The organism is Buchnera aphidicola (Rhopalosiphum padi), assembly GCF_005080845.1.
Lineage (GTDB): Bacteria > Pseudomonadota > Gammaproteobacteria > Enterobacterales > Enterobacteriaceae > Buchnera > Buchnera aphidicola_AO.
This window is the reverse complement of the sequence record NZ_CP034858.1, coordinates 165,404-189,535: the sequence shown is the minus strand read 5'-3', so window position 1 is coordinate 189,535 and position 24,132 is coordinate 165,404. Positions and strand designations below refer to the sequence as shown.

23 protein-coding genes are annotated in these 24,132 nt (G+C 25.6%); 3 read left to right on the top strand and 20 right to left on the bottom strand.

Going from position 1 to position 24,132, the window contains the following annotated elements:
- Positions 1–23 precede the first annotated feature (23 nt).
- Entirely contained in the window at positions 24–830 is an 807-nt protein-coding gene (gene nadE, locus D9V76_RS00910) for an ammonia-dependent NAD(+) synthetase (RefSeq protein ID WP_158336984.1), read from the top strand.
- A gap of 26 nt (positions 831–856) precedes the next feature.
- Here the strand turns inward: nadE and sirB1 are convergent, their stop codons facing one another.
- The 3 genes from sirB1 to prfA all read right to left on the bottom strand — a co-directional run bounded on the left by sirB1 (position 857) and on the right by prfA (position 3,740).
- A complete protein-coding gene (gene sirB1, locus D9V76_RS00905) occupies positions 857–1,666 on the bottom strand; it encodes an invasion regulator SirB1 (protein WP_158336982.1) in 810 nt (269 codons plus the stop codon).
- A gap of 161 nt (positions 1,667–1,827) precedes the next feature.
- Complete coding sequence (prmC, locus tag D9V76_RS00900; RefSeq protein WP_158336980.1) at positions 1,828–2,658, bottom strand: peptide chain release factor N(5)-glutamine methyltransferase; 831 nt, start codon at positions 2,656–2,658, stop codon at positions 1,828–1,830.
- The gene (prfA, locus tag D9V76_RS00895; protein WP_158336978.1) at positions 2,655–3,740 is read right to left on the bottom strand and encodes a peptide chain release factor 1; all 1,086 of its coding nucleotides are present in this window, start codon (positions 3,738–3,740) and stop codon (positions 2,655–2,657) included. The genes prmC and prfA overlap by 4 nt, the downstream gene beginning before the upstream one ends.
- A 329-nt stretch (positions 3,741–4,069) precedes the next feature.
- Between prfA and ispE the strand changes: the two genes are divergently transcribed.
- Positions 4,070–4,945, top strand: coding sequence for a 4-(cytidine 5'-diphospho)-2-C-methyl-D-erythritol kinase (gene ispE / locus D9V76_RS00890; protein WP_158336976.1), 876 nt, complete (start codon positions 4,070–4,072; stop codon positions 4,943–4,945).
- Positions 4,946–5,018: 73 nt separating this feature from the next.
- Positions 5,019–5,966 (top strand): ribose-phosphate pyrophosphokinase, encoded by a 948-nt coding sequence (locus tag D9V76_RS00885; RefSeq protein ID WP_158336974.1) that lies wholly within the window; start codon positions 5,019–5,021, stop codon positions 5,964–5,966.
- Between the two features lie 83 nt (positions 5,967–6,049).
- Here the strand turns inward: D9V76_RS00885 and D9V76_RS00880 are convergent, their stop codons facing one another.
- The 17 genes from D9V76_RS00880 to ndhC form a co-directional block, all read right to left on the bottom strand.
- A complete protein-coding gene (locus D9V76_RS00880) occupies positions 6,050–6,307 on the bottom strand; it encodes a CvpA family protein (RefSeq protein WP_158337712.1) in 258 nt (85 codons plus the stop codon).
- Entirely contained in the window at positions 6,307–6,510 is a 204-nt protein-coding gene (locus D9V76_RS03240; RefSeq protein ID WP_158336972.1) for a CvpA family protein, read from the bottom strand. Before D9V76_RS03240 ends, D9V76_RS00880 begins: the two co-directional genes overlap by 1 nt.
- Before the next feature lie 44 nt (positions 6,511–6,554).
- Positions 6,555–7,793: a bifunctional tetrahydrofolate synthase/dihydrofolate synthase gene (gene folC, locus D9V76_RS00870; protein WP_158336970.1), complete on the bottom strand. Its 1,239-nt coding sequence runs from the start codon at positions 7,791–7,793 to the stop codon at positions 6,555–6,557.
- A 79-nt stretch (positions 7,794–7,872) separates the two neighbouring features.
- Positions 7,873–8,754 (bottom strand): TerC family protein, encoded by an 882-nt coding sequence (locus D9V76_RS00865; RefSeq protein ID WP_172599426.1) that lies wholly within the window; start codon positions 8,752–8,754, stop codon positions 7,873–7,875.
- Between the two features lie 119 nt (positions 8,755–8,873).
- The gene (locus D9V76_RS00860; RefSeq protein WP_158336966.1) at positions 8,874–10,334 is read right to left on the bottom strand and encodes an NADH-quinone oxidoreductase subunit N; all 1,461 of its coding nucleotides are present in this window, start codon (positions 10,332–10,334) and stop codon (positions 8,874–8,876) included.
- 31 nt (positions 10,335–10,365) lie between these two features.
- Entirely contained in the window at positions 10,366–11,871 is a 1,506-nt protein-coding gene (gene nuoM, locus D9V76_RS00855; RefSeq protein ID WP_158336964.1) for an NADH-quinone oxidoreductase subunit M, read from the bottom strand.
- Between the two features lie 86 nt (positions 11,872–11,957).
- Positions 11,958–13,805 (bottom strand): NADH-quinone oxidoreductase subunit L, encoded by a 1,848-nt coding sequence (gene nuoL / locus D9V76_RS00850; RefSeq protein WP_158336962.1) that lies wholly within the window; start codon positions 13,803–13,805, stop codon positions 11,958–11,960.
- The gene (gene nuoK, locus D9V76_RS00845; protein ID WP_158336960.1) at positions 13,802–14,104 is read right to left on the bottom strand and encodes an NADH-quinone oxidoreductase subunit NuoK; all 303 of its coding nucleotides are present in this window, start codon (positions 14,102–14,104) and stop codon (positions 13,802–13,804) included. Before nuoK ends, nuoL begins: the two co-directional genes overlap by 4 nt.
- Before the next feature lie 41 nt (positions 14,105–14,145).
- Positions 14,146–14,637 carry an NADH-quinone oxidoreductase subunit J gene (gene nuoJ / locus D9V76_RS00840; RefSeq protein WP_158336958.1) on the bottom strand — a complete coding sequence of 164 codons (492 nt, stop codon included), beginning with the start codon at positions 14,635–14,637 and terminating at the stop codon, positions 14,146–14,148.
- 14 nt (positions 14,638–14,651) lie between these two features.
- Positions 14,652–15,194 (bottom strand): NADH-quinone oxidoreductase subunit NuoI, encoded by a 543-nt coding sequence (nuoI, locus tag D9V76_RS00835; RefSeq protein ID WP_158336957.1) that lies wholly within the window; start codon positions 15,192–15,194, stop codon positions 14,652–14,654.
- Positions 15,195–15,216: 22 nt separating this feature from the next.
- Entirely contained in the window at positions 15,217–16,185 is a 969-nt protein-coding gene (nuoH, locus tag D9V76_RS00830; protein WP_158336956.1) for an NADH-quinone oxidoreductase subunit NuoH, read from the bottom strand.
- Positions 16,182–18,914, bottom strand: a complete 2,733-nt coding sequence (gene nuoG / locus D9V76_RS00825; protein WP_158336955.1) for an NADH-quinone oxidoreductase subunit NuoG — start codon at positions 18,912–18,914, stop codon at positions 16,182–16,184. Before nuoG ends, nuoH begins: the two co-directional genes overlap by 4 nt.
- Positions 18,915–18,991: 77 nt before the next feature.
- Positions 18,992–20,335 carry an NADH-quinone oxidoreductase subunit NuoF gene (gene nuoF, locus D9V76_RS00820; RefSeq protein ID WP_158336954.1) on the bottom strand — a complete coding sequence of 448 codons (1,344 nt, stop codon included), beginning with the start codon at positions 20,333–20,335 and terminating at the stop codon, positions 18,992–18,994.
- Complete coding sequence (gene nuoE / locus D9V76_RS00815; RefSeq protein WP_158336953.1) at positions 20,332–20,811, bottom strand: NADH-quinone oxidoreductase subunit NuoE; 480 nt, start codon at positions 20,809–20,811, stop codon at positions 20,332–20,334. The genes nuoF and nuoE overlap by 4 nt, the downstream gene beginning before the upstream one ends.
- 31 nt (positions 20,812–20,842) lie before the next feature.
- Positions 20,843–22,636, bottom strand: a complete 1,794-nt coding sequence (nuoC, locus tag D9V76_RS00810) for an NADH-quinone oxidoreductase subunit C/D (RefSeq protein ID WP_158336952.1) — start codon at positions 22,634–22,636, stop codon at positions 20,843–20,845.
- Positions 22,637–22,741: 105 nt separating this feature from the next.
- On the bottom strand, positions 22,742–23,413 hold the full coding sequence (locus tag D9V76_RS00805; RefSeq protein ID WP_158337710.1) for a NuoB/complex I 20 kDa subunit family protein: 672 nt from the start codon (positions 23,411–23,413) through the stop codon (positions 22,742–22,744).
- 57 nt (positions 23,414–23,470) lie between these two features.
- The gene (gene ndhC / locus D9V76_RS00800) at positions 23,471–23,851 is read right to left on the bottom strand and encodes an NADH-quinone oxidoreductase subunit A (RefSeq protein ID WP_158336951.1); all 381 of its coding nucleotides are present in this window, start codon (positions 23,849–23,851) and stop codon (positions 23,471–23,473) included.
- Positions 23,852–24,132: the final 281 nt, after the last annotated feature.

Sequence of the window (24,132 nt, the reverse complement as noted above, 5' to 3'; positions counted from 1 at the left end):
GAAACGATAATAAAAAGAAAAAAATGACATTACAAAAAAAAATTATCAGATTATTAGGGGTTAAACCGCTAATTATACCAAAGAAAGAAATAGAAAATCGTATTCAAATATTAAAGACGTATTTAATTAAAAATACTCATTTAAAATCGTTAATAGTAGCTATTAGCGGAGGACAAGATTCAACCTTAACTGGAAAATTATGTCAATTATCAATTCAAGAATTGAGAAAAGAAAAAAAAGAAAAATCTTATCAATTTATTGCATTACGTTTGCCGTATGGTATACAATTAGACGAAAAAGATTGCAGAGATGCAATTAATTTTATAAATCCAGATCAAATTTTTACAATTAACATAAAAAATGCAGTGTTAAATAGTGAAATATCGTTAAAAAATCAGGGAATAAAAATCTCAGACTATATTAAAGGAAATGAAAAAGCAAGAGAAAGAATGAAAGTACAGTATAGTATTGCAGCTATAAAAAATGGACTGGTTGTTGGAACAGGAAACGCAGCAGAAACTATTACTGGATTCTTTACAAAACATGGAGATAATGGAACAGATATTAACTTAATTTCTAAATTAAATAAAAGACAGGGTAGATTGTTGTTAAAAGAATTAAATTGTCCTGATCATTTATATTTAAAAAAACCAACTGCTGATCTTGAAGATGAAAACCCACAAAAAGAAGACGAACTAGCGTTAGGTATAACATATAATGAAATTGATGATTATTTAGAAGGAAAAAAAATAAATACTTTAAATAAAAAAATAATTGAAAAATTATATTTAGCAACAGAACATAAACGTAAAATAATTAACTTAGGATGAAATATTTAAACAATCTCCTAATATACCTAATGTAATATCATCTTTTTCTGCTCAATAGCATGAATTTGTACTTTAATTATTTCACTAATAGGATCTTCAGGACAATTTTCAACAAAATAAATTAAATCTGTCAAAGCAACATGATTACATTCTAAGTTTGCATATATTAATCCTCTATCACGGATTTCATATGGATCATTCGGACTAATTTGTAATAATAAATTGCTTACATTTAATGCTAATTCCATTTTTTTTTCTTCCATCAATGCGGATTTTAATGTGTCTAACATTTTACGAACAACAGTAATAGATTCAGATTTGTACAAATCATTTTCATATAGTTCTGCAGTAGGACTAATGTTGCCTTTTAACCATACTTCTAAGGTATGCCGATCTAAAATTTCTCCATTAAAAGGATTAATTAACCATTTTTTTTTATTTGTCCACTCTGCCCTTAAAATTAGTTGTGTAGGAAAGACTACAGGATATAACGGTAATTTTAATTCTTGTGCAATATGTAAAAAAAGAACACCTAGAGAAACAGCGGTACCTTGACGAGTCTTTAAAACATTATCAATCCATAGCATATCTGAAAGTTTATATATCCCGCTTGCAGCACCAAAATTCCAATTTTTATAAAAAAGTGTCAGCAATTTTTTTAATTTTAAATTCGGTTCAATTTCAGATGAAATATAAGATTTTGCTTCTTTTACCTTATTATATAAATCAGAAACTACAGATTTTGTAGGAAAATCTTCTCTAATAACTTGAGAAGTTGCAATAATAGAATCGAAAAGCGATAATTTAGAAAAATCAATATTGGGAAAAGATTTCATATTATTAGTTATAGCAACATTTTTTAGATAATAAAAAATTTAAAATTTATAGGTAGATATATATTAATATATATTTTATGATAATGTAAAATTATATTTTCGATTTTTTTCACATATAAAAAATACTAAATCATTTTATTAAAAATATTATTTTAATAAATTTATTGTTTTTTTTGACCAAGAGTAATTCGATCATTACCTCCATAATCTTTAAAAGATTCTATGTAAAAAAAATTATTTTTTTTAAATAAATACTGTACCTTCAATTTTTGTTTCCATCCATGTTCGATCAACAACCAACCTTTATCTAGTAGATATTGACTAGATTTTTTTATAATCAATTCAATATCTAATAATCCATCTTTTTTTGATATTAATGCATTAAATGGTTCATAAAAAAGATCTTTTTTAAGTAACTTTATTTCTTTTATGCCAATATATGGAGGATTGCTTACAATAATATGAAATTTTTTATTTATATGAGAAAACCAGTCACTATAAAAAAATTTTACATTTTTCAAATTAAATTTTAATGCATTCATCTTAGCTATTTTAAGGGCTGCATTTGAATTATCAACACCAGTAACGTCCCAATTAGAACAAATACTAGCTAAAGCTAAAGCAATTGCTCCAGAGCCTGTACCTAAATCAAGGATATATTTTAAACTTTTATTAGTTTTAGATAATATTTTTTCTACTAAAATTTCAGTGTCTGGTCTAGGAATAAGCGTTGTATATGAAACACACAAAGATAAAGACCAAAATTCTTTTTTTCCTATTATATAAGCTATAGGTTCACCTAGCGACCTTCGATAAACAAAATTATTTAATTTTTTATATTGTTCTTTACTTAATGTAATTGTATCATCAATTATAATTGAAATACGTGTACGTTTTAAAACATGACTTAATAAAATCTCAGCTTCGTATCGAGGATTGTCAAAATGAGATAGTACTTTAATTGCTTTTTTTAACCAGTAGTGTATATTCATAATTTAAATTGAGATAAAGAAGCAAGCATGTCTGCTTGATACTCTCGCATTATTGGATTGATAAGTAAATCTAATTTTCCTTGCAAAACTTCATCTAGTTTATATATAGTAAGATTAATTCTATGATCCGTAATTCTATTCTGAGCAAAATTATATGTTCTATTTCTATCTGATCTTTCACCAGTTCCCAATAAAATTCGTCTCATAGATGAATTTTCTTTTTGATTTTTTTCTAATTTATCAGCGTACACACGAGCAGATAAAATAGATAAAGCTTTAGCTTTGTTTTTATGTTGTGATCTTTCATCTTGGCATTCTACTACATGTCCAGTAGGAATGTGGGTGATTCGAATGGCAGAATCAGTAGTATTCACATGTTGACCACCAGCTCCAGAAGAACGAAAAGTATCAATTTTTAAATCAGAAGATTTAATTTCTTCTTTTTCAGTCTTAGGCCTAACAGGCATAATTGCTACAGTACAAGTTGATGTATGAATTCTTCCTTGAGATTCTGTTTCAGGAACTCTTTGAACACGATGTCCTCCAGATTCAAATTTTAAACGACCACATGCACCTTTTCCTGTAATTTTAGCTATTATTTCTTTAAATCCTCCTCTCTCGTTCTCACTTGAGCTCATTATTTCTGTTTTCCACATACAATTTTCAGCATAACGTGTATACATTCTAAATAATTCTCCAGCAAAAATTGAAGACTCATCTCCTCCTGTTGCGGCTCTAATTTCAATAAAACAACTATGCTGATCATTAGGATCTGTAGGTAATAACAATATTTTGATATTATCTTCTAATTTTTTTTTTTGTTTTTTAACTATAAAAAGTTCTTCTTCAGCTACATCGTGCATTTCTATATCATTGCATAATGAATTAATGTTTTTAATATCACTTTCTAATTTTTCCCATTTAATAAAATTTTTAACAATTTCAGAAATTTTCAAGTATTCTTTAGATAAATTCTTAAAATTTTCTTGATTTGATATAGTATCTTTCTGAGAAAGCATAATTTCAATTTCTTCGTAACGATTTCTTAAAGATTTTAATTTATTAAAAATAGATGAATTCATAAAATATTATCCTGTTTATAATCTATCTTATAAATAATTTTATTTATTGAAAACAAAAAAATAAGAAATATTAATTTTACATATTAAAAATAGAAGCATTATGTATGTTTAATATAATTTTTAACAAATAACTATTTTTTTTAAAAAAATATATCAGAATAATTTTAAATTAAATGTCTTAGTAAAAAAGAGATATTTTTAATATAATTTCAAGAAAAACAAAAATAAAACGTTTTCAACTAAAATGATTATATCATTTTTAACATTTTTCAGTATAATTTTAACCAACATCAATATAAAAATAATTATTTTAAGATATAAATATTAAAATGATACATACATGGCCATCTCCTGCAAAAATTAATTTATTTCTTTATGTAACTGGTGTTCGTTCAGATGGATATCATTATATACAAAGTTTATTTCAATTTCTTAATTATGGTGATACGTTAAAAATTATACCAAATAAAAAAGGTACTATTGAATTATTTACTGGAAATAATTCTCTTTTAAATATAAAAAATAGCATAATTACTGCAGCTGAATTATTAAAAGAAAAAGCGTTATATTATGGAAGAAAAAAAACTTCTAATTTTGGAGCAAAAATTTTTTTAAATAAAAAAATACCCATTGGAAGTGGATTAGGAGGTGGTTCGTCTAATGCTGCAACCACATTAATTGTACTAAATAGTTTATGGAAAATAAAATTTACCTTAAAAGAACTAGCTACATTAAGTTTAAAAATAGGTTCAGATATACCGGCTTTTATCATGGGAAATACAACAATTGTTGAAGGAATAGGAGAAATTTTACATCCTATTAATAGACAAGAGAAATGGTACTTAATTGTTTATCCTAATCTCCCAATATTAACAAAAGATATATTTTCTAGCTATTCTATTAAAAAAAACACAACAAAAAAATCAATTGATTTTTTATTATCATCACAGTTCTACAACGATTTTGAGAACACAGTTAAAAAAAAAAATAAGAAAATAAAAAAATTAATTTCTATGTTATCACTTTATGCACCTTCACGTATTACTGGAACAGGATCTTGTGTTTTTGCTGAATTTAACGACGAAAAATCTGCACAAAAAATATATTCTCTACTTCCTTATAACGTTCAAGGATTTATTACAAAAAGTGTTAATATTTCACCATTGCATCGTGCTTTTTATAAAAAAAATATGCAGTTTTTTTAAAAAAGACTAGATTATCTTAATGTTTAAATAATTCAAAAAATAAACTTTTAAATAAAAAAAACAAGGTTTTTTTATGCCAGATATGAAATTATTTGCTGGAAACTCCATTCCAAAATTAGCAAAATTTATTGCACATCGACTTTATATGAATTTAGGAAACGCAGCTGTAGGTAGATTTAGCGATGGTGAAATTAGTGTTCAAATAAATGAAAATGTTAGAGGTAGTGATGTTTTTATAATTCAATCTACTTGCTCACCTACTAATGATAATATTATGGAATTAGTTGTGATGGTAGATGCATTAAGAAGAGCATCAGCTGGTAGAATTACAGCCGTTATTCCTTATTTTGGATATTCTCGTCAAGATCGTCGTGTAAGATCAGCACGTGTTCCAATTACAGCCAAAGTAGTAGCTGATTTTTTATCTAGTATTGGAGTTGATCGAGTATTAACAGTAGATCTTCATGCAGAACAAATACAAGGTTTTTTCGATGTACCTGTAGACAATGTTTTTGGTAGTTTGATTCTTTTAGAAGATATGTTGCAAAGAGAACTAAAAAATCCAATTGTTGTTTCACCAGATATCGGTGGAGTAGTAAGAGCTCGAGCTATTGCTAAACTTCTTTATGATACCGATATGGCCATTATAGATAAAAGAAGACCTCGTCCTAATATTTCTCAAATCATGCATATCATAGGCGATGTAGCAAATAGAGATTGTATTTTAGTTGATGATATGATTGATACAGGAGGAACACTTTGTAAAGCAGCTGAAGCACTTAAAGAAAGAGGAGCTAAAAGAGTGTTTGCATATGCGACACATCCTATTTTTTCTGGACAAGCTTCAGAAAATTTAAAAAAATCTGTTATTGATGAAGTGGTTGTATGTGATACTATTCCTTTACAAGAAAAAATTAGATTATTACCAAATGTAAGAACTTTAACGTTAGCAGGTATGCTAGCAGAAGCTATAAGACGAATTAGTAATGAAGAATCTATTTCTGCTATGTTTGAACATTAAAAATTTTTTAAAACTAACTCTAATAATTCTAAGCACACTATATTTTTTATTAATGTGCTTAGTATTTTAAAAAATTATAAAAATTACCAGAAATTCAAGGAAAAATAATCTTTTACATGCAATAAAAATTTGATTAATAAAGAATGATTTAAATAATCCAAACAAAGTAAGTTGTTAAAATAAAAAACAAAAAAAAGAAGAAAAAAAACTAATATAATTCCACGAAATAAACCAAATACACCTCCTAAAGCAATATTTAAATATGATAATCCAATTTTTACAAATACTTTTTTTAAAAAAAAATTTAAAATAATATTTAAAATATAAAATATAAAAAAAATTATAATAATAAAAAAAAATCGTTTTTAACAAAAAATTTTGATTTTTTTAAATAAAAAGAACTAAAATAATAATAATTACTAAAAAAATAAATACTAAAAAATAAAAGAAAGAAAGAAATTAATTCTTGAACAAAACCACGAAATAATCCAAAAAAAACAGAAATAAAAATAATAAAAAGAACAACATAGTCTATAAAAGTCATAATTTTTTTTCCAAAATTATATTTTTAATATAATATTAATCTTTTTATCTTTTTATAGACATAAATTCAGAAACAGTAAAAAAAGAACCAAAAACTAAAACAATATCTTTTTTAGTTATGACGTCTTTGAGAGCCAACCAAGCATCATCAATATTTTTAAAAAAAAACGCATTGTGAAAAGGTATTTTTTTTTTTAAATAATTGATACTAGCACTACGATTTGTTTTTAAACTTAAAGCATACCAATAGTCAATTTTTTTTTGTAAAACTTGAATAATTCCTGTAACATCTTTATCTTTTAAAATTCCAAAAATAGCATATATTTTCCCTTTTATATCTATTTCATCAATTTTTTCTGAAAGATATAAAGCAGCATTAACATTATGAGCAACATCAAGAATAATTCGGGGGGAATTGGAAATCGTTTGAAATCTACCAGATAATTGAACTTTAGAAATAGTAGCTCTTAAGATATTTAAATTAATTTTCAATCCAGAATAAAATAAAGATGATAGAGCAATAGCTGTATTAGGTAATGGTATTTGAGAAATAGGAAGATCATACAATTGAATATTTGAATGAATAAATTCCCATGAATCAATATTTTTTTTTCTCCAAAACCAGTCTACATCAATTTTTTTTAAAATTGTTTTTTTTTCTCTAGCTATTTCATTAACAGAACTTGGAATATTTTTTTCTCCAATAACTGCGATTTTTCCTTCTCTAAAAATACCAGATTTTTCACGACCAATACTCAAACGATCTGTTCCTAATAAAGAAGTATGATCAATTCCTATATTAGTGATAATAGATAAGTCCGAATCTATAATATTAGTAGCGTCTAAACGCCCTCCTAAACCTACTTCCAATATTATAATATCTAAAGAATATTGACTAAATAAAAATAAAGCTGAAAGAGTAATAAATTCAAAATAAGTTAAAGAAATATTGCCTTTTTTAGAATCTATAATTAAAAAAGAAAAAATATGATCTTTTTCACTGAGATATGATCCATTAACTCTAATTCTCTCAGAATAATTTATAAGATGTGGAGAAGTATATAACCCTACTTTATAACCTGAATTTAAAAGTAATCTTTCTAACATTGCGCAGGTTGTTCCTTTTCCGTTAGTTCCACCAACAGTAAAAAAAAAAGATTTTAAATTTAATAAACCTAATTTTTTTGCAATCAATCTTAATTCAAAAAGATTGTTTCTATTTTTTTTATCAAATTTTTCTAAATATTCAATCCACATAGAAAAAGTATATTTTTTTTTATACATTTTTTTTACTTATTAAAAAAAATTATATTTTTAACTACTATAAAAAATAAATAAAATTTTGGGGTTTTTTAAAAAATCATCAATATTTTTTAAAATTAAAAATTAGATTTATTAAAAATGTAATAATAAATATTACCAGTATAGTAGCTAGGGTTAAAAAAATTGAAATAGGAAAAAATTTTTCAATCAATATTTTAAATCCGATAAACATTAAAACGAGTGACAAAGCATATTTCATTATAGGAAAAACTTTTAAAAAATTTGTTGTAAATAAATACATAGATCTTAATCCTAAAACAGCAAAAAAATTTGAAGAAAAAACAATAAATAAATCGTTAGTAAGAGAAAAGGAAGCAGGAATACTATCTATTGAAAATACAATATCACTCAATTCTATAAGAATAAGAGATATGAATAACGGTGTAATATATATTTTCTTTTGCACCTTTAAAAAAAACTTTTCGCTACTAATATTTTCAGCAACTCTGAAAATTTTATAAATCCATAATTTTTTTGTTTTTTTTTCTTTGTTATCAGATTCTATATTAGAAAAAAAAATAAATTTAAAACTAGTTAATATAAATAATATTCCAAATAAATATAAAATCCAATTACATTTAGAAAACAAAAAACTTCCAGAAAAAATGAAAATAGAACGTAAAATTAAAGCACCTAAAAAACCATATAACAAAACTTTTTTTTGATAAATTAGTGGTATTTTAAAAGATTTAAAGATAAGAAACCATGCAAAAACATTATCAACTGAAAGTAAAATTTCTAAAAAATAACTGGTTAAAAAACAAATAATTTTTTCATTAGCTACTTTGATCCCTTTATCACTATAAAGTACAAACCAAAATGTAAAAACAAATAATAAAAATAGAAAAAAATAAGAAAAAAAGCAATTTTTTAAAAAAAAACTTATTTTTTTTATATTTTTAAAAATATGTTTACTGAACATTAATATGATTAAAATCAAGAAAAAAAATGACAAGATAAAAAAGAAAATCATTAAAAATATTCTTATTATATTTTTTAATAAAAATTGTTAGTTTCATATAAAAAAATTAAATTTTTAAATTATTGGGCTAAATTTATCAAATTGATTAATGGATTAGGATATATTCCTAATATCAATAACATTATTCCAGAGATGAATATTAAAACCCCGGAAGGAGTAAATAACCAAAAACGAGATACTTTTATATTATTAAAAAATAATTCTTCTGATGGATTTAAATACATATTAACAATTAATCTTAAATAACCGTATAAACCTAATATTGTGCCAATTAAGAATGAAAAACCAAGAGCCCAAAAATGATTTTTTATAATAATAGAAAAAACACAAAATTTACCAAAAAATCCTAAAGTTATAGGAATTCCTCCTAAAGAAAACAATACAATTGTAACTATAGTAGCTAAAAGAGGCTGTGACCAAAATAAACCTTTGTATAAATGAATTGAATCTATATCATGGTCATAGGTACTGGAAAATAAGTTAATAACACCAAAATATGCTATGTTAATAAACAAATAATTAAATAAAAAAATTCCACTTGTTTGTAAAGAAAAAAAATACTCATTTTTTGATACAAGTAATGTTATTAATAAATAACCTAATTGTGATATAGATGAATAACCAAAGAATCTTTTAATATTATTTTGAAATATAGCCATTAAATTACCAAATAATATCGAAAAAAAACTAATCAATGAAAATATTAAAAATATTATTTTGTGATCAAAAATTGAAAAATATGAAAAAAAATAAAGTAAAACACTAAAAATTGCAATTTTTCCAGAAACAGAAAAAAAAGATAAAACAGATGCAGGAGTTCCTTGATAAATATCAGCTATCCATAAATGAAAAGGAACTAGAGATAACTTAAAGAAAAAAGACATTAATATCATTATGATACCAAATAAAACTATCATTTTTTCGCTATTTGATAAATCAGAAAAAATTTGATTTATACATAAAAGACTAAGATCTCCAGAGATAGCATATACCCATGAAATACCTAGTAATAAAAAAGAGGAAGAAACACCAGATAAAATAAGATATTTTAAAGATGCTTCTAAAGAATACTTTTGAAAATTAGAATAAGCAATTAAACCAAAGATTGGTAAAGACATTAATTCAATATTAATAAATACAGATGACATATGATTAGAAACAGTTAAAAAAATTGCACCTAATGTTGAAAGCAGAGTTAACAAATAAAATTCTTCTTTATTGAAAGCATATTTTAATAACCAAGGATAGGCAAAAACACATGTAGCAATACTAGAAATTATAATCATACTTATATATAAAATAGAACGTCTCGTAATATGAAATAAACTAGTTATATTAATAGGTACTATGGAAATTAAAAAATATAATGAAAACAGACTTATTATTAAACTAAATACACTTAAAAAGGCAACAAAAAAATGATTTCGATTATAAGAAATAGATATAATAACTATTACTACAGCTAGTAGTAAAACTAAAAACGGTAAAAGTGCTATTAATTCTTGTAGATTAATTATCATTATTAATCATAACCTTATCTTTAAAATAGAATTAGTACATTCTTTTTGAAAAATTATATATAAAATGTATAGATTCAAATGAAATATTTAATATTTTTTGAGGAATTAAACCTAGAAAAATTAATGCAAAAATTAATATTATTGATATCCAAAATTCTTTTATATTCAAAAAAAACTTTGGAAAATTTTTTTTAGACACACCATAATAAATTTTTCGAATCATATTTAAAGAATAAATAGATGAAAAAACAATACCTATCGTCGCAACTATAGATATCAATGGATACTCTTCAAATATGCCAAATAATATCAAAAATTCACCAATAAAATTCCCTGTTCCTGGAAGACCTAAATTTGATAACGCAAAAAACAAAGAAAAACCTGGAATCCAATAAACATTTGTCCATAATCCTCCCATTTTACTTATATCTTGTGTTTTTAGATATTTATAAATTTGACCTGATAAAATAAATAAAGCAGAAGTAGATATGCTATTAGATAACATTTGAATAATTAAACCTTGAAAAGATATTTCGTTACCACCATAAATAGCAATTAACATTAATCCCATATGAGAAATAGACGAGTAAGCAACTAAACGCTTAATATTAACTTGAGAAAAAGCAATCCAAGCTCCATAAAACAGACTAAAAAGACCTAAAAAAATTGCTATAGGTGCAAATTGTTCTGTTGCATGAGGAAAGAGCACTTTATTGTAACGCAAAAGACCATATGGAGCAGTTTTTAATAAAGTACCAATTATATCTATAGCACCGCAATACGGAGATTTTTCATGAAAATCCATCAACCATCCATGAAAAGGAACAATTGGCATCTTGATCATAAACGCCAAAAAAAATCCTAACATAATAATATATTCTATATTCTGATCAACTGGTTTAAGAAGTAACAAATCATAATTAAAAGTTAAAATATTATTGTTTTTATAATAAGTTAGTACTAATAATAAAATTGATGCTAACATTATTAAACCTGATGTTTGAGCATATATAAAAAACTTATTAGCAATATTTATACAAGTTTTTTTATCTTCTTTTTCTTGACCCCACAATGAAATTAAAAAATACATTGGAATAAGTATGATTTCCCAAAAAAAGAAAAATAAAAATAAATCAAAAGCAATAAAAACACCGATTGTGCCAGTTAAAACAAGCATAATGTTTAAATAAAAAAATCCTTCATTTTTTTTAATTTCATTCCATGAACACAAAATGGATATTATCCCTAAAAATGAAGTTAAAAAAAGCATAATAATCGAAAAACCATCAACAGAGATATGAAATTCAATTCCAAGACTTGAGATCCAAGGAAATATTAATTGATAGCTTGAATGAGGATAACTTTGTACCTGATAAGTACAAAAATCTTCAAAAAACCATATTTTAAAAATAGTTAATAACGTTAATCCCATTCCTATTAACGCAATCCAACGAGGAATATTTTTCTGAAATCTAAAAGAAAAAAATGAAAAAATACCACTAAAAAATGGAATTATAACTAATAGAGAAAGCAACATCAGACGTAGATTCCTATTATTTACTATATTTATATAATCAAAAAAAGGGGATTTTAAAATTTATAAAAAAATAATTAAAAAATATTTCATGATAAAAACGAACACAAAACTAAGATAAAAAATAAGTTAATACCAATTAACATTGTTGATATATAATGTTTCACGTTACCATTAACACTTTTTAATAAAACTAAATTAGTTTTTTTAATAAACTTAACAAAAAATATAGGAAAAAAATTAAATGATTCATAAGATAAAATTTTAGATATAAATAAATAAGAATTAATAAATAAAATTTTATAGAAAAAATCAAAACACCATCCGTTTAGCAAAAAATTGTGAATTAATCTAATCGCTTTCAATTGCAAAAATTGAAAAATCCAATTTGGGTTTTTAATCCAAATATAATAAGCTATAAATATACCGAAAAATGACATAAAACTAGATATGATTTCATATAAAAATTTACCATTTTCTGAATTTTGAGAAACAGGAAAAATATAAAATAAAGGTAGTTTTATTATAAAATAACCAAAAAAAGTAGAAAAAAACAATAAAATTAATAATGGTAAATTATGTGCTAATCTTTTATTAGAAAAAACAAAAGAAATACTACTTCTATGAAAAACAACAAAAATCATTCTAAATGTATAAATAGATGTTAATAAAGAACAAAACAAACCAACCAAAAAGAAATTAACATAACCATTTTGTAAAACACTAAATAAAACATTTCCCTTACTGTAAAAACCTGCTGTAATTAAAGGGAAAGAAATCAAAGATGCACCTCCAACTAAAAAAGACGCGTATAAAAGAGGACATTTTGAACTCAAATTGCTCATCTTAAATATATTTTTTTCATTATTACAAGATAAAATTAAAGAACCTGAAGATAAGAATAATAATGCTTTAAAAATAGCATGAATAATTAAATGTAAAATTGCCGCAGTCCATGCTTGTACACCTAAAGCCAAAAACATATAACCTATTTGACTCATGGTAGAATATGCAAGAATACGTTTTATATCTGTCTGAACTAAAGCAGAAAAACTAGAAATAAATATTGTTATTATACCAATAAAACTTATAAGATATAATATTTTAGGAGTTAACAAAAATAAAAAATGCGTTCTTGCTATTAAATAAACACCTGCTGTTACCATAGTAGCTGCGTGTATTAAGGCAGAAACAGGAGTAGGACCGACCATAGCATCAGATAACCAAGTATGCAATGGTAACTGCGCAGATTTTCCAATCACTCCTATTAATAAACATAGTGTAAGAAAATTTAAATCAGAACAATCTTGTATATTTAAAAATTTTGATAAAAATTTGATTTCTTGAAAATTAAAGGTACCATATTTTTTATATATTAAAAAAATTGAAACTATTAAAAATACATCTGAAATTCTAGTTAAAATGAATGCTTTAAGAGCACAGGAATTATTGTTAGAAGTTTTATAATAAAAACCAATTAATAAATAAGAACATACACTTACAATTTCCCATCCTAAATACATGAATACAAAATTATCTGCTAAAACTAATAAAGACATACTTGCTATAAATAAATTAGTATATGCAAAAAATCGTGAATAACCTTCCTTGCCTTCCATGTACCAACTGGAAAAAATATGTATTAATAATCCTATTCCTATAATCATCGACAACATGCTTAAGGATAATCCATCTAAAATTAAACTAAAATCTATATTTAATTCATTAACAGAAATCCAACTACATAATTTTTGAGTAAAAATTTGAGATGAATGGTTTACAAAACTTGTCATATAAAAACAAGTAATAATAAATGCAATAAATATTGAAGATATACCTATAATAGCTGCATTTCTTTCAGAAATAGTTCCTTGTATAAGTGACAAAAATAAAAAACTTATTAATGGAAATAAAATTATCAAAAAAATAATATTCATCCACTCATCTCACTTAAAACATTAATGTTTAATGTTTTTTGACGTCTATAAAGTTGTAGTAATAGAGCTAATCCTACACTAGCTTCAGATGCGGCTAATGTAATAGCAAGTATATACATTATTTGACCATCAGACTGTTTCCAATAACTTCCCACTACTACTAATGCTAATGCAGCAGCGTTCATCATTATTTCTAAACTAATTAACATAAACAGTACATTGCGACGAACTATAAGAGATGTCAAACCTAAAGTAAATAATATTAATGATAAAAACAAACCATGAAATAAAGAAATCATAAAACATTACCTTTTTAATAATTAAAATGATTGTTTTTAATTCATTTTTTTTCTGTTCCAATATGAAAAACGACAACTAAAGCAGATAATAAAAGTAAAGAAGAAAGTTCTACTAACAATAAATATGGACCAAATAAATTAATACCTACATCTTTTGCATCAATTAAAGTAAAATATATTTGTTTGTTTTTAAGGAAAAAAATAACATATATCATTGTTAAAAATAATATTAATGATAAGAAACTTGGACCAATCCAAAAAATAGGATTTAAATATTTTTTCTCTTGAAGATTATATTTTTTACCAAGATTGAGCATCATAATTACAAAAACAAACAGAACAATAATTGCTCCAGCGTAAACAATAACCTCTAAAGCACCAGCAAAAAAAGCTCCGAATATAAAAAAAATACCAGATATTGATAAAAGTGAAATTATTAAATATAATAAAGAATACACTGCGTTTTTTTGAATAATAACCAATAGAGTAGAAATAACTGCTATCGAAGAACATGTGTAAAAAACAAATTCCATTGAACTACTCCTCCTTATGGTAATAAATCTTTCACATTAACAGGTTTTAATTCACTTGACAATTCACCTACTTTTTTATCTTTAATAACTACGCCAGAAAAATTATAAAAGTCATAATCTGGATATTTTCCTGGTCCTGAAATCAATAAGTCTTCTTTTTCATACACTAAATTTTGTCTTTTAAAATCTGATAATTCAAAATCAGGCATTAATTGAATAGCAGCTGTAGGACATGCTTCTTCGCATAAACCACAAAAAATACAACGAGAAAAATTAATTCTAAAAAATTTTGGATACCAACGACCATCTTTTTTTTCAGATTTTTGAAGAGAAATACAATCAACGGGACAAGCTACAGCACATAAATTACAAGCTACGCAACGCTCTTCTCCATTTATATTACGTGTTAAAATAACTCGACCTCGATATCGAGGAGATAAATATAATTTTTCTTCTGGATACATTTTAGTTTCAGATTTAGAAAATATATTTTTAAAGACCATCCAAATACTTCTTATTTGCACTAAAAATCCAATAACAATTTCTTTTAAAATCATACAATTTATCTCTTAAGACAACTTATATTAATACGAAAAAAGCTGTCGTAATTAAATTTAATAACGTTAATGGTAAACAAATTTTCCATCCAAAAGACATTATTTGATCATATCTAGGTCTTGGTAAAGAAGCTCGAATTAAAATAAAGACTAAAATAAAAAAAACTGTTTTTAAAAACAACCAAATAAAACTCGACCCCCAAAAACCAAAATATCCTCCAAAGAATATTGTCGATATTAATGCTGAAATTGTAATAATAGAAATATATTCACCAATAAAAAACAAACCAAATTTCATACCAGAATATTCGATGTGATAACCATCAGCCAACTCTTGTTCAGATTCGGGTAGATCAAAAGGATGTCTATGACAAATAGCTATACCAGCTATAAAAAAACACAAAAAACCAAAAAATTGAGGTATAAAATTCCAAATTTCTTTTTGACTGTTAATAATATCTATTATTTTAAAAGATCCTGATCGAGCTACTACACCCATCAATGATAAACCTAAAAAAACTTCATAACTTAAAGTTTGAGCAGAAGCACGAACAGCACCTAATAAAGCATATTTATTATTGCTTGACCAACCAGCAAATAATACTGCATAAACTGATAAAGCTGCCATCATTAAAAAAAATAAAATTCCAATATTTAAATTAATTATCAAAAAATTAGGTGTAAGTGGAATTATAGGAATAACTATTAACAAAGAAATAAAAGCTATGATTGGAGATAAAATAAAAATTGATTTTTCACTAAACAGTGGTACCCAATCTTCTTTAAATAAAATTTTAATCATATCTGCACATAATTGTAGGCTTCCAAACCAACCAACTCGATTAGGACCATGTCTATTTTGAAAAAATGCTAAAAATCTACGTTCAACAATACTTAAAGTTGCTGAAAAAAATATAATAAAAATTAAAATTAATGTTATTTGTAAAATTTTAAATAATATTTCATAAAAATTTATTCCTAAACAGTTCATCTAATAAATTCCCGTAAACATTTAATTTTTTCACCAATAAGAGAGATAGGAAATCCTTTTCTTCCTATAGGCAAACCTATTTGTTTTTGAGTTAAATATTTTGATAATCGTATTGTTAAACGAAAATCTTGATTTAAACAATTAAATTCCACTATGGAGTTTTTTTTAAAACCTAATTCCAATCCATCTATCTCACTTATTAATACATATTCTAAAGGTATATTTTTTTTTATAATAGATGAATATTGAGTTAACTCTTCATTTCCAAAAATATGATAATATGGAATGATATACCAGTATTTTTCTTTAATAAAATTTTTAGGAGGAAAATTAAAATAAATATCTAAAACTTTTTTATTATCTTTAAATAAATGAATACCAGAATCACCTGATATCAATTTTCTTCCTATTTCTTTTTGAAATTTATTCCATGCCTGTGGTGAATTCCATCCAGGAAACCAAGCAAATGGAATATGTGATATAGATTCATTTGGCTGATTATAACCTTCCATAGAAAATGAAAACATTGTATCAATATCTTTTGGCTGAGAAGGTTCGTGTACATTAATATTTGCTCGTAAAGCTGTTCTACCACTTGACCGATGTGGAGAACGAGCAATCTTTTGACCATTAATACGAAAGGAAGAACTAGGGCCTACTGTTTTTATTTTTCTAAAAATTGGATATTTATTTGAATATTCAGAAATAACGTCATCTAAGTTTAACCAAGATATTTCTTTTTTGTCAATTTTACTTTTAATAAAATGCAACCATTTCCAGCTCACATAAAGACAATTTTTTTTATCGTAAAACATAGGATCATATACTTGAAAAAAACGCTGTGCTCTACCTTCAAAATTTACTATCGTACCTGAACTTTCCGTAAAATTTAAAGAAGGCAAACTGAATCCAGAATTTTTATATGTTTTAGTATATTGATGATCTATAGCAATAATATTGTTATTTTCTTTAAAAAAAGAATCACAATCATATTTAGATATATAACGATATAAATCGTATTCCATAAATATTATGGCATCTGCTTCTTTTTGCTTTAGTTTTTTTAATGCAGTTTCTATAGAAAAACCACCAATCAATGCCAATCCTAAAGTGTTTGAAGAAGAAGTTAAAAAAGTTAATCCAACATGATTGATGTTTTTTCGATTAATTGATATAGCTATATTTATAGAAGCTTTAATAATAGACTCACTAAAAGAATGTGAACCGGAAATAATTAATACCTTCTTTGAAAACATTATTTTTTTTGCAATTACAGATGCTTTTTCAATCAAATTAGAGTCTAAACATGAAATATGAGGTAAATTTTTATCTAATTCATGAGCAATAGCAGATGCAAAATTTACTTGTTGATCAATGGAGGAAAAATAACACCAATCAGCAATATCATCTAATTTAGTTTCATGGGTATTAATAATATAAAGAGAGTTTTTATGATTTTCTGCTATTTGAGATAGAGCAGAAGCATTCCATTGTGGAATTCCATACGATTTAGCTAAATCTTTAGCTTTATTCTTCATAGCTTGACGTACTGCTAATGCAATACGAGGAGATGTTTGTGTTAAATCTTCGCCTAAAACTAAAATAGTATCGTAACTTTCAATTTCTTTTAAAGAAGGTATATATATTTGATTATTCTTCAAAGTATTCAAAATCAATTTAACACAAGACTCTTCTTTATCTGACATTCCATTAGAGAAATTTTCTTTACCAACTAATTCTTGTAAAGCAAAATTATTTTCTATACTAGAACGAACAGAACCAACTCCAATTACATTTTTATAACGTTGAAAAAAATTCATTCCAAATTCTATTGATTGATTAAAACTTAATATATTTAGATTATTTTTTATCATAGATAAAACAGGTTGTTTAGGTCTATTTCTCAAATTAGTATGAGAATATCCAAAACGTCCAAGATCACAAATTAAATAATGGTTTATATTTTCATGATATCTATTTTCTATACGACGTATTTCACCGTAACGCTCTCCAATACTAATATTACAACCGACACTACAATTTTGACAGATTCCCGGAGCATACTGCATATCCCATTTACGATTATATTTTTTAGAATGTGTTTTATCTGTAAAAACTCCAGTAGGACATATTTCTATCAAATTACCTGAATGTTCATTTTCTAATACACCATCTTCTATACGACCAAAATAAATATTATTATTAGAACCATAGACATCTAAATCAGTACCATCTGCATAATCTTTATAGTATCTAACACAACGATAACATCCAATACATCGATTCATTTCATGTTTAATGAATGATCCTAAATATTGATTTTTATGTGTTCTTTTAGAAAATCTATAATTTCTAAAATTATGACCAGTCATTACAGTCATATCTTGTAAATGACAATTACCTCCTTCTTCACATACTGGACAATCATGAGGATGATTTGTTAATAAAAGTTCTATAATACTTCTTCTAAATTGTTTTGATGTATCATCGTTAATAGAAATAATAGTTCCATCTACTACAGGTGTCATACAGGACATAATTAACCTTCCTTGATTATCTGAGGGACTATTATATTGTGTAACAGCACATTGTCGACATGCCCCCAAACTTCCTAATATAGGATGCCAACAAAAATAAGGAATATTTAAACCAAATGATAAACATGCTTGTAATAAGTTATCTGATTCACTCATACAATATGCTTTTCCATCTACATAAATTCTAGCCATAATAGAAAATTTCCAAAAAAAATCTTTATTTTTATAAATAAATATCTTTATATTATAGAAATTATTTATATCAAAAATTAAATTTTTGAAGTAAAATTATTTGATTGAATTCCAACAATATTTAAATTTAATTTTAATTTTTTTACGCTAATACCAGCTTCAAACTCTGAACGAAAATATTTTATAGCACTTTGCAAAGGTTCTATTGCACCTGGTGCATGAGCACAAAATGTTTTTCCTGGACTTAAATGTACACACAACCTTTCTAAGGTTTCTATATCATTTTTCTGACCTTCTTTTTTCTCTAAACTTTCTAATATTTTTACAATCCAAGGTAATCCTTCTCTACATGGTGTACATAAACCACACGATTCACGAGAAAAAAATTTTTCTATATTACAAACTAGAGAAACCATATTAGTTTTATTGTCTACAGCCATAGCAATAGCTGTTCCTAAACGACTGCCTGCTTTTGAAATACTGGTAAAATCCATTGGTAAATCTAAATGTTTTTCAATCAGAAAATCAGTTCCTGCTCCACCAGGTTGCCAGGATTTTAAAGATAAATCTGATTTCATTCCACATGCATAATCTTCTAAAATTTCACGCGCAGTAATTCCAAAAGGTAGTTCCCAAAGACCAGGATTATTTACTTTTCCTGAAAATCCCATTAACTTAGTACCAGGAGTATCGATACTTTTAGACAATTTTTTATACCAATTAACACCGTTTAATATAATAGACGGAACATTAGATAATGTTTCAACATTGTTGATACAAGTGGGTTTTCCCCATAATCCAAATACTGCAGGAAACGGTGGTTTAGCTCTTGGATTAGCTCTTCTCCCTTCTAATGAATTAATTAAAGCAGTTTCTTCACCACAAATATAACGACCAGCACCAGTATGTAAAAAAAGTTCAAAACTAAAACCACTATTTAAAATATTAGAACCAATGAAACCAAAATTAATTGCTTCTTGTATAGATTTTTTTAAAACATGCTCAGCTTTAAGATATTCGCCTCGTAAAAAAATATAACCACGAGAAACATTTAAAGCAAATGCAGACAACAATATCCCTTCAATTAATTGATGAGGTATATTTTCCATTAAAAACCTATCTTTATAGGTTCCAGGTTCCATTTCATCAGCATTACAAAGTAAATAACGCATTTTAGAACTTTTATTTTGAGACATTAAACTCCATTTTAAACCTGTAGAAAAACCAGCTCCACCTCTTCCTTTTAAACCAGATTCTTTAATCAAATGTACAATATCTTCTGGAGACATAGTCTTTAATGCTTTTTTTAAACTAAAATAACCATTTTTCTTACAATATTCTTTAATCCAAACAGTTTTTTGATCATTTCTCAGTCTCCATGTTAATGGATGTGTCTCCTCAGTGCGTATAATATTGTTCATTTATATAATTCCAGCAAGTTTGATATTAAATCTGGATTTAGGTAAGAATGTAAATCTTCGTTAATCATTATGGTAGGACCTTTATCACAATTTCCTAAACAACAAACTGGTAGTAGAGTAAATCTACCATCTAAAGTAGTATTACCTACTTCAATTAGTAAATATTCTTCTAAAGCTTTTTTTATTTTTTCATAACCAGTTAAATAACAAACTACACTATCACAATATCGGATAATATGACGTCCTACAGGTTGACGATAAATTTGACTATAAAAAGTAGCTACACTTTCTATTTCACTTGGATTAAGATTAAGTATTTTTGCAATTTCTATAATTGCTGGATCAGAAACCCACCCTCGTTTTTTTTGAACAATTTTCAATGCTTCTATTGAAACTGATCTTGAATTTTCATAATATTTTTTTTGCTTTTCTATTTCATTAATTTCAAAAGAAGTCAAAGTAAATGTTGTAGAAATTTTTTTTAATTTTCTTTTTTTTTATGCATAATTATCTGTCCACGTCTGACATGACGAAATCTATACTGCCCAAATATACAATTAAATCTGATATTAAACTTCCACGAATCACTGAAGGTATTTGCTGTAAATGTGGAAAACTAGGTGTTCGTATTCTTGTTCGATAACTCATCGTACCACCATCACTTATTAAATAATAACTATTAATACCTTTAGTCGCTTCAATCATTTGAAAGCTTTCATTTGCTGAAATGACAGGACCCCAAGAAACTTGTAAAAAATGAGTAATCATTGTATCTATATCTTTTAGAACACGTTCTTTAGGAGGAGGAGTAGTTAACGGATGATCTGATTTAAAAGGACCCTCTGGCATATTTTTCAAGCATTGTTTTAAAATAACTAAACTTTGATATATTTCTTCTACTTTAATCATCACTCTTGAATAACAATCGCTTATACCTGAACCTATAGGAATTTCAAAAGTATAATTTTGATATCCAGAATAAGGACGCCATTTTCTTATATCTAAATCTAATCCTGTAGAACGTAAACCTGCTCCTGTCACACCCCATTGTAATGCTTCTTTCTGATTATACTCAGCAATTCCTTTGGAACGATTTATTAAAATAGGGTTTTTTAAAGCTAATTGTACGTAATATTTTAATCTTTTTGGCATCCATTCGAGAAATTCTTTTAATAAAGTGTTCCATCCCTTAGGAAGATCATGAGCTACTCCACCAATCCGAAACCAAGCGGGATGCATACGAGCACCGGTAATTGCTTCAATTAAATCATAAATTTTTTGACGATCAGTGAAAGCAAAAAAAACAGGCGTCATACATCCTACGTCCTGAATAAAAGTAGAAATATACAAAAGATGACTATTTATTCGAAATAACTCAGATAACATTACTCGGATTACTTCTACTTTTTCTGGAACAGAAATATTAGCTAATTTTTCTACTGCTAAAACATAAGGCATTTCATTAACACAACCACCAAGATATTCAATACGATCAGTATATGGAATATAACTATGCCATGATTGTCTTTCTGCCATTTTTTCTGCACCACGATGATGATAACCAATATCAGGAACACAATCTACAATATTTTCACCATCTAATTGTAAAATAATTCTAAACGCACCATGAGCAGAAGGATGATTAGGTCCTAAATTTAAGAACATAAAATCTACATTCTCATTTTTTCTTTTCATACCCCACAACTCAGGTTTGAATCTTAGATTTTCCATTGCCAAATCTTCTTTCTGTTCATCTAAAAAAAAAGACTCATGCTCAGTTGCTCTAGCTGGATAATCTTTTCTTAAAGGAAATCCTTTCCATTCATTCGGCATAATAAGATGAGTTAAATTAGGATGTTGATCAAAAACAATACCAAACATTTCCCATGTTTCACGTTCATACCAATTGGCGTTAGGAAATAAACTAGTAAAAGTGGATACACTTAAATCGTCTTTTAATAACGGAACCTTAATCAGAATATCACTATTTCGTTCAATAGATATTAGATGATAAAAAACTGAAAAATCTGCTTCAGGTAAATTTACTCGATTTGATCGAAAACGTTCATCTACTCCATGCAAATCAAAAAGCATATTGTAAGGCTTAGGTGAATTATATAAAAACTCACCAACTTTCAATAATAAAGATTTGTTTATCCATATTATTGGAAAATCTATACTGGTAATCTGGAAAACACAAAAATCTTTGCCAAAAAAATGAAATAAGTCTTCAATAATCGATTTTTTTTCATAGTTATTATTAGTTAAAACAGTATTTTTTTTTTTCTTTTCATCTATCATAGATTTCTCATTTTTTTCACTAACCTAAAAAATTTTAATATTAATAATATATTCAAAAAAATATTGATCTAGTAGTATGAAAAATTTATACTTTTTAAGTAAAAATTAGATCTCTTCTGAAGTTGGAAGATTGACAACGGAAATCCTTCTTTTTCTGTTTTTAACTTTTTCTGATAACATTTTTTTACGATATATACCTTGTTCTCCAATTGTCCAAGATAAAGGTCTTCTTTCTTCATTAATCATTTTTTGAAGTAATGTTAAAGCATGTATGTATGCTTCTGGTCTAGGTGGACAACCGGGAATATAAATATCTACTGGTAAAAATTTATCTACTCCTTGTACAACAGAATAAATATCGTACATACCACCAGAATTAGCGCATGCACCCATAGAAATAACCCATTTAGGTTCTAGCATTTGATCATATAATCTTTGAATAATAGGAGCCATTTTAATAAATGGTGTACCTGCAATTACCATAACATCTGCCTGTCTTGGAGATGCTCTTAATACTTCAGAACCAAAACGAGCAATATCATGGACAGAAGTAAATGCTGTTACCATTTCTACATAACAACAAGATAAACCAAAATTATAAGGCCAAAGAGAATTTTTTCGACCCCAATTCACTACTTTATGCAGTAATTCACTAATCTTACCCATAAAAACATTTTTTTTTAAATATCCTTCTATCGGATCTATAACAGATTGAATTGTTTGATTTGGATAACGTCTCTGATTTTTTCCATCTGCTCTAGTTAAAGTATAATTCATTTTTTCTTTCATCTAATTACATCCTAAATATAATCAATGTCAATATTTTTGATATTATCATGATGAAATCCAATTTAAAGCTTTAATTCGGATTAAATAAAATAATGACAAAAGAAGAAATAATATAAATACAGTTGCTTCAAAAAATCCTGTCCATCCTGATTCAACTATACTAACAGACCATGCATATAGATAAAGTGCCTCAACATCAAAAATCACAAAAAACATTGCAATTAAATAAAATTTTACAGAAAAATGAAGATATGTATTACCTACTGGAACAATCCCTGATTCAAAAGGAGTATTTTTATATCTTGATAATGATCTTCCTCCCAGAAACCAACTTGCAAATAGCATAAAAAAACAAAAAAGTAGAGAAAAAAAAATAAAGTAAAAAAAAGATAAATATTCAGTAATTTCTAATGTATTTTGTAGCATTTTATATTCCTATAAAATATCAAAATATTTTTACAATGATTACATTTCAACAGTGTATTGTATATTGATAAAAAAATATAATTTATTTTATGATTAAAACAATTGATAAAAAAATAAAATATACATTAAAAATATAAAATAATAAATTGTGTTTGTTAAAAGAATAAAAAATTTTTAATTTAAAAAATTCATTTTTTTTATACTTAGACCTTGATGACTAGAAAAAAGACCCCATCTAATAATCATTCAACAATATATATAAAAAAGAAAAATACAATCCT

Excerpts from the sequence above, each read along its gene's own strand:
- nadE (WP_158336984.1), top strand. The coding sequence starts at position 24 with ATGACATTACAAAAAAAAATTATCAGATTATTAGGGGTTAAACCGCTA.
- sirB1 (WP_158336982.1), bottom strand. The coding sequence starts at position 1,666 with ATGAAATCTTTTCCCAATATTGATTTTTCTAAATTATCGCTTTTCGAT.
- prmC (WP_158336980.1), bottom strand. The coding sequence starts at position 2,658 with ATGAATATACACTACTGGTTAAAAAAAGCAATTAAAGTACTATCTCAT.
- prfA (WP_158336978.1), bottom strand. The coding sequence starts at position 3,740 with ATGAATTCATCTATTTTTAATAAATTAAAATCTTTAAGAAATCGTTAC.
- ispE (WP_158336976.1), top strand. The coding sequence starts at position 4,070 with ATGATACATACATGGCCATCTCCTGCAAAAATTAATTTATTTCTTTAT.
- D9V76_RS00885 (WP_158336974.1), top strand. The coding sequence starts at position 5,019 with ATGCCAGATATGAAATTATTTGCTGGAAACTCCATTCCAAAATTAGCA.
- D9V76_RS03240 (WP_158336972.1), bottom strand. The coding sequence starts at position 6,510 with ATGACTTTTATAGACTATGTTGTTCTTTTTATTATTTTTATTTCTGTT.
- folC (WP_158336970.1), bottom strand. The coding sequence starts at position 7,793 with ATGTATAAAAAAAAATATACTTTTTCTATGTGGATTGAATATTTAGAA.
- D9V76_RS00865 (WP_172599426.1), bottom strand. The coding sequence starts at position 8,754 with ATGTTCAGTAAACATATTTTTAAAAATATAAAAAAAATAAGTTTTTTT.
- D9V76_RS00860 (WP_158336966.1), bottom strand. The coding sequence starts at position 10,334 with ATGATAATTAATCTACAAGAATTAATAGCACTTTTACCGTTTTTAGTT.
- nuoM (WP_158336964.1), bottom strand. The coding sequence starts at position 11,871 with ATGTTGCTTTCTCTATTAGTTATAATTCCATTTTTTAGTGGTATTTTT.
- nuoL (WP_158336962.1), bottom strand. The coding sequence starts at position 13,805 with ATGAATATTATTTTTTTGATAATTTTATTTCCATTAATAAGTTTTTTA.
- nuoK (WP_158336960.1), bottom strand. The coding sequence starts at position 14,104 with ATGATTTCTTTATTTCATGGTTTGTTTTTATCATTAATATTATTTACT.
- nuoJ (WP_158336958.1), bottom strand. The coding sequence starts at position 14,637 with ATGGAATTTGTTTTTTACACATGTTCTTCGATAGCAGTTATTTCTACT.
- nuoI (WP_158336957.1), bottom strand. The coding sequence starts at position 15,194 with ATGATTTTAAAAGAAATTGTTATTGGATTTTTAGTGCAAATAAGAAGT.
- nuoH (WP_158336956.1), bottom strand. The coding sequence starts at position 16,185 with ATGAACTGTTTAGGAATAAATTTTTATGAAATATTATTTAAAATTTTA.
- nuoG (WP_158336955.1), bottom strand. The coding sequence starts at position 18,914 with ATGGCTAGAATTTATGTAGATGGAAAAGCATATTGTATGAGTGAATCA.
- nuoF (WP_158336954.1), bottom strand. The coding sequence starts at position 20,335 with ATGAACAATATTATACGCACTGAGGAGACACATCCATTAACATGGAGA.
- nuoC (WP_158336952.1), bottom strand. The coding sequence starts at position 22,636 with ATGATAGATGAAAAGAAAAAAAAAAATACTGTTTTAACTAATAATAAC.
- D9V76_RS00805 (WP_158337710.1), bottom strand. The coding sequence starts at position 23,413 with ATGAATTATACTTTAACTAGAGCAGATGGAAAAAATCAGAGACGTTAT.
- ndhC (WP_158336951.1), bottom strand. The coding sequence starts at position 23,851 with ATGCTACAAAATACATTAGAAATTACTGAATATTTATCTTTTTTTTAC.